The following is a 12,940-nucleotide window of genomic DNA, read 5'->3' as shown; positions in this document are numbered from 1 at the left end:
ACGGTCTTTACACAAAACTTTGTTGAAAGGCCGTGTTTTTTATGTTAATATTATCAGGCGGTAATGTGCATTTGAGGCATGCTGTAATCTATGTGGCAGGAGGCGCAGGGAATGATCACACTGTACAGAACGGATGACAGAATTTTGAGTGAAATACAGGAATATGGTCCTGGTGCCTGGATAGTCATGACTAAGCCAACAATAGATGAGAGTAAGAGCATAGCCGAGAGGTTTGAGATAGATCTGGCGGATGTCAGAGCCGCACTGGATGACGAGGAGAGCTCACGTGTTCAGGTGGAGGACAACTACACATTGATAATCGTGGATATTCCTTCTATAGAGATAAGAAATGAACGAGAGGCATATACAACAATCCCTCTTGGTATCATACTGGTTGCAGACTGCATCATCACCATATGCGCCGAGGAGACTCCTGTGCTTGAGGCCTTTATGGAGGGCAAGGTGAGAGAGTTCAGCACCAAGAAGAGGATGAGGTTCATGTACCAGATACTCTACAGGAACTGTACCACATACCAGTATTATCTGAGAGTCATGGACAGAAGAAGAACCCTTATTGAGCAGCGTATCCAGGAGGAGACCGAGGATGCGGATCTCATAGATCTTCACGAGCTGGAGTCCAACCTCGTATACTTCGCCACATCACTGAGAGCGAATGGAGTAGTTCTTGATAAGCTGACAAGATACGGCAGGATCAAGCAGTACCCGGAGGATAAGGAACTGCTGGACGATGTTCTGGTGGAGAACAAGCAGGCTATCGAGATGACACAGATATACAGGGATATCATAAGTGGTACGAGAGAGCTCATGACGACCATCATCAACAACAGACTGAACAACGCCATGAAGTTTCTGGCGGCCATAACCATCGTCATGGCTGTGCCTACAGTTATATCCGGTGTGTATGGAATGAATGTGGGCACGAAGTGGATGCCATTTGCGAATGTACCATATGGATTTGAGATAGTGTGCGGTATCATACTTGTGATAAGCATAGTTATCGCTATTATATTGAAGAAAAAGAAGATGCTCAAACAGTAGGGCAGATAGAAAAAAGGATCACCGGCGGTTTTGTTGCTGCCGGTGGTCCTTTTTTGTGCCTTTGTTATTTGTTGTTGATAGGTATTCCGTTTACCTCGACCTGATCGGATATCTGGATGACGATGCATTTCCTTCCGTCGATCTCCATGGTCTCTACCAGATCAGTTCTCTCAGGATTCACCTTGATGACCACATCAGGAGTCTTTACCTCAAATGTTTTTGTGTTTGCAACATTTGTCGCGTACATGACAGTTGACTTCTCACGCGGTACAACTATGGCCGGTTCATCCTCCGGGTTCTCAGATGGCTGCTCAGGCGGTGCTGCCGCAGCGGTTACCTTCTCGTAGTGGGCGTCAAAATCTGCCATCTTCTCGTCTGATACTCCGCTCTCTGTCAGCAGGTTCTTTATAGTGTTTTTTGAGAGAGTAAGCGGTTCCGGACTGTCCTTTCTCTGCTCTATCATCTCGTTCAGATTGTCGTGGATGGTTCTTACCATATCGTAATTACAGTCATCTCCCAGAGTCTCAGCCACGATCTCCTGAAATACATCCTTCTGTTCTCCCGCAGTTATAGGAAGAGAAGTGCCAAGGATGTTACTTATGAAGCTGTCGTGAAGCTCCTCCGGTTTTTTGGTGTAGTACAGAACGTTGTGGATATCCGTGCTCCTGTCGATAAATGCCGGGAACAGGAAGCCTATGTCCGGCATGTCGACCACCCAGTCGCGGACTCTGTTGTGGAATGTGCTTTCAACGTCGAAGTAGCTGAGTCCCGCCTTGGACAGGTTGACGTGGCAAATGGAGCACATGATATAGTCATACACCTCGTCTGATGCATCGTCCATCATGATGCCGTCGGTTGTCTTGCCCGGAACATCATATGTATCGTGGATGAGCAGTATGAGGTAGTTGCCAGTGTAATCGTAGTTCTCGATGACCTTGTCATAGAACTCATTTATCAGCTCATCGTTTTCAAGCTTGCTCTTTCTGAGTTTATTCAGGAATTCCTGTGTGCCGCCTTCAAACTCCTGGGAGGTAGGAAATGGCATGGTGACAAGATTCTTGCCAATGCTTCCTGATAAAGTCTTTTTCAGTATTTCAAAATATTTGTATGTTTCTTCTTCCGGCATGGTGAGAAACTGTTCGTTGATGGTCGCCACCTTGTTGCAGTCTCCGTCCACGTAGCATCCGCGGATCTTGCTTATGGAGCATTCCTTTGGAGCAAACAGGTGTCTTATCTCAAGTACGTCTTTTTTTGTCATAAATAAAACTCCGTTTCTATATAGTGATATATTTTGCGTTATAACATCTGCAATGACAGACCGCCTCCTAAGTATACCACAAATAATGACAAGTCTTAAAGATATCTTAAACTTTATAATGGTTGTTTCTTAATGGCAGTATGGCGATAATTGAGAACAGGAGGTGATTGTGGTAAGCTAAGGATAAATACGAAAAAGGTGAGGACAAGAAAAATGTACAATATATTAATATGTGACGATGAAAAAGATATAGTATCAGCTATAGAGATATATCTTAAGACAGCCGGGTATTCGGTGTATAAAGCTTACAATGGTATGGAGGCAGTTGATATGGTAAATTCTAATGACATACAGCTTGTACTCATGGACGTCATGATGCCTCAGATGGACGGTATAACAGCCATGGCAAAGATAAGAGAGAGCAGCAATGTGCCGGTTATCATGCTTACGGCAAAGAGTGAGGATACCGACAAGGTGCTGGGACTTGAGGTCGGCGCAGATGACTATGTGACAAAACCATTCAATCCGGTGGAACTTCTGGCAAGGGTAAAGTCCCAGCTCAGGCGTTACATGCAGCTGGGAGGCGGAGAGACACCAAAAGATAAGCTGGTTATCGGAGGAATAGAGCTTGACGACAAATCCAAACAGGTCACACTTGATGGAGAAGTTATGCCCCTCACCCCAACGGAGTATGACATCCTAAAACTTCTTATGCAGAATGTGGGAAAGGTATTTTCTACAAAAGAAATATACAGGGCAGTGTGGAAGGAGGATCCTATGGGAGCGGAAGGATCTGTTGCAGTACACATAAGACATCTTAGAGAAAAGATAGAGATAAATCCTTCAGACCCAAGATATATAAAGGTTATCTGGGGAAGAGGTTATAAAATGGAGGTACAATAGTGGATAAGGCGATTTATAAGATACGAGGAAATGTGTTCTTTAAACTTGGAATATATATTCTTGTGGCGGTGCTGGCATATGGAACGCTGTATACAGGCGGTCTGGTGCTGCAGGGAAGCTACCTTGGAGTGTACAGTGATGATGATCAGGGCGCGACGCCGTATGAGAGGCTTGTAAATGATTATGTGGAGGACACAAATTATGCGCTTACCGAAAAGGTGAATGCTTACATCCAGGATACAAGGTCGCAGCTGGAAAGCATTACAACATATAGTCAGCTCGTGAGCGCCGATCATAACGGAGATAAGGTTATAACCGCGGCTGATGTTTTCCGGAGATTGACCAACGCGGATACAACATCTGCGATCAAGTCGTCATACCGGTATGCGGATATGAGCGAACGAGGCGATATCGGCTATATGCTGACGGCAGCCTGCAGTGATGATGCAAATGCAAATACTGGAAAGATAAAAGTAACGACCGGAAATATAAAGCTGATAAATGACGAAGCCCGACTGGACGACAATATATATACGAACGATTATGACAGCACGATAGAAGTGCCTGTTAAAAGATATATTGTGTTTAACAATCTAGGTGATATGGAACAGGGTGAGCAGTATATCAATGCCCTGCTGGGGGAGAACGATCCATATTATGACGAATACACGTATAATGAAGAAAATGACGAAAATGATACTGTGGAGAATGATACAGATTCTGTATTGACAGCGGATGGAAAGTCTATCACCACACAGGATATCATGTATGGCGATTATTACCCGAGTTCAGTTGAAAAACTGTATTTTGACGACACAGACGAGATTGGCAGTTCATCTGGGAATGGCTACTGTCTTGTGCTAAGCTATGATGCATATTCATTTATAAATATCACGGGAAAGTGCTATGTGGACGTGGCGGCTGCTGTAGACAACATCAAAGCGTCAAATCCGGAAATGGTTCAATACATTGGAATATGGAGGACGAAGAGCAAGGGGATACTGGCAGGATTTGCAGTCATGTTGCTGCTGTGCATCGTCATGTCAATATTTTCAATGGTCAACGCCGGCGTAAAGACAGGGAAGGAGACGATAACTCTCGGCAGATTTGAGAGGACTCCGACTGAGCTTGTGCTGGCTATGGCAGTATGCTCTGTTGCAGCAGCAGTAGGGATCTGCGTTGAAAGCGGTATTGCATCCATGTGTGTGAACCAGTATAGGAACTACACATTTGTATCAGAAAATATACAGTACATTGCGTTTCTGGTGCCGGTGGCATGTCTATATTCTGTGGCGTTGTTTTTCTTTAACAATATGGTTGCGAAGGTGAAGGCGGGAACATTTTGGGCAGACTGCCTGATAATCCGCGCACTGAAGTGGATAGCAGGAAAGACGAAATCTTGTTTCAGGTATGTGAAAAGTCATATGTCCCTGACGCAGAAGGGCGTATGGGCTTATATAGGTATAACTATAGTAGAGATAATTTTTGTGGCAATCCTGGCAGCAGGCAGCATGAGAGGCCTTCTTTGGGTGGTGATTTATATCATTTTAAAATGGCTGTGCATAGTCGGAATAGTGGCATATCTCATACAGACACAAGAGTTATACAAGTGCGCAAAGGAGATGGCGGAGGGCAATCTGGACAGGAAAGCGGACACAAGCAAAATGTTCTGGGTATTCCGCGCACATGGTGAACACCTCAACCAGATAAGAGACGGCATGTCAAAGGCTGTTGAGGCCAGAATGAAGAGCGAGCATTTGAAGACAGAACTCATAACAAATGTATCCCACGATATAAAGACCCCGCTTACATCCATAATCAACTATGTTGATTTGCTGCAGAAGGACGATATGGATGAGAAGACAAGACAGGAATATATAGAAGTTCTCTCAAGACAGTCTGCGAGACTGAAAAAACTCATAGAGGATCTGGTCGAGGCGTCCAAAGCATCGACGGGAAATATCCAGATAAACTGGGCGGAGATAGATGCCAATATGCTTCTGGAACAGGCAATAGGAGAGTATGGAGACAAACTGAACAAGGCAGGGCTTAAGGTCGTATTTACGGGATCGGATACACCTGCGGTGGTTATGGCAGATGGACAGCATCTGTGGAGAGTATTCGACAATCTCCTTGCAAATATAAGCAAATATGCGATGCCGGGAACGAGAATCTACGCATCGGTTATCCGCGGAGATGGCGAGGTAAGGATGGAGTTTAAGAATATATCCAGAGATCCGCTCAATGTGTCCAGTGATGAGCTCATGGAGAGATTTGTCCGTGGAGACAGCTCCAGAAATACGGAGGGAAGCGGACTGGGATTATCTATAGCGAACAGTCTGTGTACTCTGATGAATGCCAGATTTACTATAAGCATAGACGGAGATCTGTTCAAAGCGGCCATAATATTTACAGATAATGGTACTTTATAAAATTAAATTAACATGATTTATTGAAAAAATGTTATTGACAACTAATTTGAGTTAGGGCATACTAACCTTGATGATAATATTATCAACAATCAGAAGGAGGCGTGTATGATGACTAACGAAAGATTAGAGACGGACAAGAAGAGTATAGATGATACAGGTATCCAGCGTACAGAGATGCAGAAAGAGATCGTTATCAGCAGACTCAGGGAAAGGGGATGCAGGATAACCAGACAGAGAATGATACTCCTTGACATAATACTCGGGGAAGAGTGTTCTTCCTGCAAGGAGATTTATTATAAGGCGGTCAAGCAGGACAGTCGTATAGGCTCGGCTACAGTGTACAGAATGGTGAATACACTGGAGGATATAGGAGCCATCAACCGTAAAAACATGTATAAGGTTGCCTGTGGTGCCAACTGTGGTATAGAGGATGCCTGTGTCATTGAGCTTGATGATTCATCCAGCATTGAGCTTTCGGCCAAAGAGTGGAACAGGATAATCCGTGCAGGACTTATGGCTGGCGGATATATTGAGAATCAGATGGTGACAGGTGTCAATGTAAAGCCTTGTGGCTGTGGCTCATGTTGTTAATAACGAAGGAGATGATCTACAATGGGTGGAACAATATTGGTAGTGTGCATACTGGTGCTTATAGTAGTGGGTGCAGTTATCAGTTCTGCAAAGCACTTTAAAGGAGAAGGAGGTTGCTGTGGCGGCGGTGGTTCCGTCAAGGTCAAGGGTGACAAGATAAAGGATGTTGTCGCCGTGAAGACTATTTACATAGAGGGAATGCACTGCAGCAACTGTTCAGATCGTGTACAGAATGCACTGAACAGTCTGAGCCAGGTGAACGCAAAAGTCGACCTCAAGAAGAAGCAGGCTGTCGTTAAGCTCGGAAGAGAAGTATCTGATGATGAGCTTAAGAGCTGTGTAGAGAGGTGTGGATACTCAGTAACCGGTATAGGATAAAGTCTTGAATAAAAAATTGTAAAAAATTTTCAAAAAATTGTTGGCAATTCGAATAAGATGTGGTATTATCCATATTGTTGTTGAAAACACAACAGATAAGCGCGAGTGGCTCAGCGGTGGAGCATCTCCTTGCCAAGGAGAGGGTCGCGGGTTCGATTCCCGTCTCGCGCTCTGGATAATTTCCATGTTGCTAAAATTTTAAAAAAGTTGTTGACAGTTTGCTGGCGGTGTGATATTATCCATATTGTTGTTGGTAGCACAGCAGATAAGCGCGAGTGGCTCAGCGGTGGAGCATCTCCTTGCCAAGGAGAGGGTCGCGGGTTCGATTCCCGTCTCGCGCTCTTTTATATTAATTCACACTCAGGATTCAATCCTGATTTTTTTTTGCCCTCAGAAGCGATTGGTAATAAAATTTAAACATTTTTACTATTGAATAAATGACATGTAGTGATATAATCAATCACAATCGTTGAATATCAGAAAAAGTATAATTTTTACGAGGTAATGATTAAATTATGAAAGAGAGACTTAAGAATTTTCATCATTCAGCAGTTTTTATCTGTCTGGTTCTTGCAATTGTTCTGGACGTTGTTCTGGAAGCTCTTGGAAGACATTCGCTGTTTAAGGCGATATCGTATGTGTGGAGTCAGCCGCTCATATTCCTGTATAACTGTTCGATCATTTTCTTTACGCTGACACTTTCGCTGCTCATGAGAAAGAGAATATTCGGATACTGCGTTATATCGTTTGCATGGCTGATACTTGGAATCACGAACTGCATAGTTCTGGGATTCAGAATAACGCCATTTTCAGCTATCGATATGCTTATGGCGAGGAATACGATAACTATCATAGACAAATATTTTAATGTATGGCAGATCGTGCTCATAGCTGCGCTTCTGTTCGTTGCGCTGGCAGCCATCATAGTTCTGTTCATAAAATCGCCGACGGTTACGGGCAATATATATAGAACGAGAACGACTGTGTTTATAGTTGCGACATTCTTCTGTGTAATGCTCTTCACCAAGATCGCGCTCAATGCACAGACTATATCAGATAATTTTGCAAACCTTGCAACGGCATACAACAATTATGGATTTGTATACTGTTTCTCAAACAGTGTGGTCGATGTAGGTATAGGACAGCCGAGTGATTACAGCGAGGATAAGATGCTTGAGATAAAGGATGATCTGGACAGTGTTGGCACAACGGATTCAAAGCCTGGCAAGGACAAGCCAAACGTTATATTTGTACAGCTTGAGTCATTCATGGATCCGTCATATGTAAAATGCCTCACGTTCAATGAGAATCCTATTCCGAATTTCACAAAGCTGAAGGAGGAATGTACATCAGGATTCCTGACGATGCCGGCGATCGGTGCAGGTACAGCCAACTCGGAATTTGAGGTGCTCACGGGATTTAACGTGGCATATTTCGGTGCAGGTGAGTATCCATATAAGACCATACTTGGCAAGCAGACCATAGAGAGCATGGCGACACAGCTGAAGCTTGATGGTTATTCAACACATGCCATGCACAATCACGATGGTACATTCTATGACAGATACAAGGTGTATAAAAACATGGGATTTGATACATTTACCCCGATGGAGTATATGTACAATCTGGAGCATACTCAGAAGAACTGGGAGAAGGACAATGTCCTTACTGGTGAGATCATGAAGACTCTGTACTCCACCACTGGACGGGATTTCATATTCACCGTCAGCGTACAGGGACATGGAAGATACCCATCAGAGCTTGACGAGGAGAATTACAGTTACCCTATAAAGGTTGCCGGAACAGGCGATGAGAGCCTTGATACACAGTGGACATATTACTGTAACCAGCTCCACGAGATGGACGATTTCATTGGCAAGCTTATAGACAGACTTAAGGCGTACGATGAGCCGGTCGTTCTCGTTATGTATGGAGACCATCTTCCTGGATTTGAGATCACAGAGGACGATATAACCAACGGAGACCTTTACCAGACAGAGTATTTTGTCTGGAGCAATATGAAGAACTTCCCGGTTGAGGATGAGGATATAGAGGCATATCAGCTCAGCACAAAGGTGTTTGATATGCTGGGATTTGAGAAGAGCTATGTGCAGAAGTTCCAGTCAAAGTACAAGCCGGGCGATGCAAACTATGATGATGATCTCGAGAACATTGAGTATGATATGCTTTATGGACAGAGATACATGTATCCTGATGGATGGCCATATGAGCCGACGAATATGAAATACGGCATAAGCAAGATCAGGATCTCGGAGATCAAAAAGGGCGTGTATGTGCCACCGGTTGATGAAGAAGCGGATTTCACGGCAAATGATGGTTCCGGGGACGGTGAGAGTGCTGAGGAGCCACAGCCTATGAATGGATATTATATCCACGGAAGCAACTTCAATGAATGTACATTTGTGTGGATAGATGATGCCTTTTTGAAGGAGACTATCTATATAGACAGAGATACGCTGTTTCTTCCATATGAGGACTCGTTTGAGGCGGGCAAGGAGATATCCGTGGCGCAGGTCGGAGACGACAGTATAGATTTCGGAGTGGAAGACACTTATGTATATAAGGGAGATCCTGAAGATCCGGAGGACACAGAGACAAATGTGACCACGGAGACGGAAGAACTGCCTTGACAAGAACTATATAATTTGTTAGCATGTTTAAAAAGTTACATCACCCAACGCGATAAGTGTTGGGTGATGTGTTTTCTCTATTAAGGCTAATTGACGTACATAATGAGCACAATGCTCTTATTAAATATTTTACAGAAAGAGAGAGAAGAAAATGGGTAAGATTATTGGCGAAGGAATTACATTTGATGACGTTTTATTGGTACCTGCTTATTCTGAGGTATTACCAAATGACGTTGACCTTACAACAAAGCTGACACAGAAGATTAAGTTGAATATTCCTCTTATGAGTGCCGGTATGGACACAGTTACAGAGCACAGAATGGCTATTGCCATGGCTCGTCAGGGTGGTATCGGAGTTATCCACAAGAACATGTCCATAGAGAAGCAGGCAGAGGAAGTTGACAAGGTAAAGCGTTCAGAGAACGGTGTAATATCAGATCCATTTTACTTATCTCCAGAGCATACACTGGCAGATGCTGACGAGCTTATGAGCAAGTTCAGAATCTCAGGTGTACCTATCACAGAGGATGGCAAGCTTGTTGGAATCATAACCAACCGTGACCTGAAGTTTGAGAAGGACTACACCAAGAAGATCAAGGAGTCAATGACATCTGAGGGTCTTGTTACAGCAAAGGAGGGAATCACACTTGACGAGGCTAGAGAGATCCTTGGAAAGGCTCGTAAGGAGAAGCTTCCTATCGTTGATGACGATTTCCATCTGAAGGGACTCATCACGATCAAGGATATTGAGAAGCAGATCAAGTACCCATATTCAGCACATGACGCACAGGGCAGACTTCTCTGTGCAGCAGCAGTAGGATGTACAGCCAACATCCTCGACAGAGTTGCAGAGCTCGTATCAGCAAAGGTTGATGCGATAGTTATAGATACAGCACATGGACATTCAGCCAATGTTCTGAGAACCTTCAAGATGGTTAAGGAGAAGTATCCTGACCTTCAGGTTATTGCCGGTAACGTTGCAACAAGATCAGGCGCACAGGCTATGATCGACATGGGTGTAGATGCAGTCAAGATCGGTATCGGACCTGGTTCTATCTGTACAACAAGAGTTGTTGCAGGTATCGGTGTACCACAGATCACAGCTATCATGCAGGCATATGATGCAGCTATGAATGCCGGAATCCCTGTTATCGCAGATGGCGGTATCAAGTATTCAGGAGATATCACAAAGGCTCTGGCAGCAGGTGCCAACGTATGTATGATGGGAAGCCTGTTCGCAGGTACAGATGAGGCTCCTGGTGATTTCGAGCTTTATCAGGGACGTAAGTACAAGGTATACAGAGGTATGGGATCTATAGCAGCCATGGAGAATGGTTCTAAGGACAGATACTTCCAGGAGAACGCAAGAAAGCTTGTCCCAGAGGGCGTTGAGGGCCGTGTGGCATACAAGGGATCACTTGAGGATACAGTATTCCAGCTCATCGGTGGACTTCGTTCAGGTATGGGTTACTGCGGAGCAAAGAACATTGCAGAGCTTCATGAGAAGGCAGAGTTCGTCAAGATTTCAGCAGCTTCACTCAAGGAGAGCCATCCACATGATATCCATATCACAAAGGAAGCTCCTAACTACAGTGTAGAGTAATAGAAATTTGCATAGATGATTTCAGATAAGAGGATGCATATCTGTCAGATATGCATCCTTTTTTCTTGACACCGTTCTGTTATGTGAGATAATGGAGAATAGGTGTCTTAGAAAAGAGGTGTTTGGATATTTATGAAGGTAAACAATCCAGGTAAAAAAGATCTTGACCAGCTTGTGATGCTTGAGCAGGAGACATTTCCTGAGGCTGAGGCAGCAAGCCGGGAGTCTATAGAGCGAAGACTGAAGGCACACAGAGAAACCTTCTGGGTGCTCAAGAAGGACGGACGAATAATAGCAGGTATAAATGGCATTACTACTAATGAGAAGGATTTGAGCGATGCCATGTATACGGGCGAGGACTTCTACGACAAGAAGGGTCGCTGGCTTATGATATTCGGCGTGTCAACTCTGCCGGACTATCAGCACAATGGATATGCGGCGAAGATAATGCATGAGGTTCTTCAGGAGACGGTCAAATGTAAACTCGACGGAGTCGTCCTCACATGTAAAGAGAACATGATCCCATTCTACGAACAATTTGGTTTTGTGGATGAGGGCGTGAGTGAATCTGAGCATGGCGGTGTCGTCTGGCATCAGATGAGGATAAGGCGCAGAGATATAAAACGTGATTATAAGCAGGATGTGATTGATTGTATAGTGATAGTAGTTGTGGCCGCCGTACTGGCATTTCTGCTGGGACGATTTGTGATATTAAACTGTAATGTACCTACTGGTTCCATGCTTGAGACAATACAGCTTGGAGACAATATAATAGGAAGCAGGCTTACATATAAGTTCTCTGATCCTGAGCGTGGCGATATAGCCATATTCAAGTGGCCGGACGATGAGTCCCAGGTATATATCAAGAGAATCATAGGACTGCCGGGTGAGACCGTGGAGATCATAGATGGTAAGGTATATATAAATGGAAGTGATACTCCGCTCAAGGAGGATTATCTGAGTGATGAGGCAAGGACTGACGTAAGATCGTTTGGGCCGTATCAGGTTCCTGAGGACTGTTACTTTATGCTGGGAGACAACAGACCAAACTCAGCGGATGCCAGACTTTGGGAGAATACCTATGTGAAGCGTGACAAAATACTTGCCAAAGCAGAATTTGTGTATTTCCCATTTTCACAGATAACATGGCTTGGAAACGGAGCAGAGTATTAGATTGTATGTCATGATGGATAATCAGAGGAGATGGTCACATGAACAGAGTAAGATTTGACATGCATTGTCATACGGCTGAGGGATCACCCGATGCCAAAGTAAAGATTCTTGATTATATTGATCTGTTAAAGCAGCGTGGTTTTCACGGAATGCTGGTCACAGACCATGATTCATATTCCGGATACAAAGCGTACTTAAGGCAGAAAGATAAGGTGAAGGATTTCTCTGTGCTCAGAGGTATCGAGTATGATACGTTTGACTATGGACATTTCCTCATCGTATTGCCATCAGATACACCTGAGGAGGTGTACGACCTGTTTGAACATAGGGGCATGGCGCTTATCAGGGTGATATGGCTTGTGCACGAGTGCGGCGGTATACTTGGCCCAGCTCATCCATTTGGCGAGAAGTTCATGAGCTTTGGCAGCACGAGAAGGCTTGGCGTGATAGAGCACAGACTATATGCACAGCATTTTGACTTCATAGAGGGATATAATTGCTGTGAATCAGCCAAGAGGAATAAGATGGCCAGAAGGCTTGCGTCATACTATGATATACCTGTTTTTGGTGGAAGCGATGCCCATAAGGAGAACTGTGTCGGACTTGCAGGTACATATCTTCCGGATTATATACATTCGGAGGATGATCTGATAAATTATATAAATGACGGCAATCATCCCGAGGTTGGCGGAAAGAGATACCCGAAGACCTTGAAGGACAAGATAGGACCTGCCGGTAAATTCCTGACGTATGGATTTTATTTATACAATATATATGGCGCATTCCGAAATTATCCTGCGAGATGTCGCGCATACTTTGCGGCATCGGCAAAGCTGAAGGCAAAAAGGAAAAGTAAATGTCCAGACAGGGGACTGGATAGCAAAAAATAAAA

The 12,940-nt window shown here is 44.2% G+C and carries 10 protein-coding genes and 2 tRNA genes; 11 read left to right on the top strand and 1 reads right to left on the bottom strand.

The annotated features are described in order from the left end of the window. Nucleotides 1-111: 111 nt before the first annotated feature. The gene (locus tag GT575_RS09055) at nt 112-1,059 is read left to right on the top strand and encodes a magnesium transporter CorA family protein (protein WP_015533947.1); all 948 of its coding nucleotides are present in this window, start codon (nt 112-114) and stop codon (nt 1,057-1,059) included. 64 nt (nt 1,060-1,123) lie between these two features. Here the strand turns inward: GT575_RS09055 and GT575_RS09050 are convergent, their stop codons facing one another. After that, the gene (locus GT575_RS09050) at nt 1,124-2,317 is read right to left on the bottom strand and encodes a DUF4317 domain-containing protein (protein ID WP_015533946.1); all 1,194 of its coding nucleotides are present in this window, start codon (nt 2,315-2,317) and stop codon (nt 1,124-1,126) included. Between the two features lie 213 nt (nt 2,318-2,530). On the opposite strand from GT575_RS09050, the gene GT575_RS09045 reads away from it, so the two are divergent. The 10 genes from GT575_RS09045 to GT575_RS09000 all read left to right on the top strand — a co-directional run bounded on the left by GT575_RS09045 (nt 2,531) and on the right by GT575_RS09000 (nt 12,938). Then, a complete protein-coding gene (locus GT575_RS09045; protein WP_022215879.1) occupies nt 2,531-3,220 on the top strand; it encodes a response regulator transcription factor in 690 nt (229 codons plus the stop codon). Next, entirely contained in the window at nt 3,220-5,652 is a 2,433-nt protein-coding gene (locus GT575_RS15430) for a sensor histidine kinase (RefSeq protein ID WP_161171900.1), read from the top strand. The genes GT575_RS09045 and GT575_RS15430 overlap by 1 nt, the downstream gene beginning before the upstream one ends. A 108-nt stretch (nt 5,653-5,760) precedes the next feature. Next, a complete protein-coding gene (locus tag GT575_RS09035) occupies nt 5,761-6,243 on the top strand; it encodes a transcriptional repressor (RefSeq protein WP_015533944.1) in 483 nt (160 codons plus the stop codon). Between the two features lie 21 nt (nt 6,244-6,264). Beyond that, nucleotides 6,265-6,621, top strand: a complete 357-nt coding sequence (locus tag GT575_RS09030; RefSeq protein WP_015533943.1) for a heavy-metal-associated domain-containing protein — start codon at nt 6,265-6,267, stop codon at nt 6,619-6,621. 99 nt (nt 6,622-6,720) lie between these two features. Further along, nucleotides 6,721-6,792, top strand: a tRNA-Gly gene (locus GT575_RS09025). A gap of 98 nt (nt 6,793-6,890) precedes the next feature. After that, a tRNA-Gly gene (locus GT575_RS09020) sits at nt 6,891-6,962 on the top strand. A gap of 174 nt (nt 6,963-7,136) precedes the next feature. Then, a complete protein-coding gene (locus tag GT575_RS09015) occupies nt 7,137-9,272 on the top strand; it encodes an LTA synthase family protein (protein ID WP_161171899.1) in 2,136 nt (711 codons plus the stop codon). 151 nt (nt 9,273-9,423) lie between these two features. Continuing rightward, the gene (gene guaB / locus GT575_RS09010; protein WP_015533942.1) at nt 9,424-10,875 is read left to right on the top strand and encodes an IMP dehydrogenase; all 1,452 of its coding nucleotides are present in this window, start codon (nt 9,424-9,426) and stop codon (nt 10,873-10,875) included. A gap of 132 nt (nt 10,876-11,007) precedes the next feature. After that, a complete protein-coding gene (lepB, locus tag GT575_RS09005) occupies nt 11,008-12,048 on the top strand; it encodes a signal peptidase I (RefSeq protein WP_015533941.1) in 1,041 nt (346 codons plus the stop codon). Between the two features lie 38 nt (nt 12,049-12,086). After that, a complete protein-coding gene (locus tag GT575_RS09000) occupies nt 12,087-12,938 on the top strand; it encodes a PHP-associated domain-containing protein (RefSeq protein WP_161171898.1) in 852 nt (283 codons plus the stop codon). The last annotated feature ends 2 nt before the right edge of the window (nt 12,939-12,940 follow it).

This window comes from Coprococcus sp. BIOML-A2, assembly GCF_009875795.1.
GTDB classification, from domain to species: Bacteria; Bacillota; Clostridia; order Lachnospirales; family Lachnospiraceae; genus Coprococcus; species Coprococcus aceti.
This window is presented reverse-complemented; position numbering and strand designations above follow the sequence as displayed.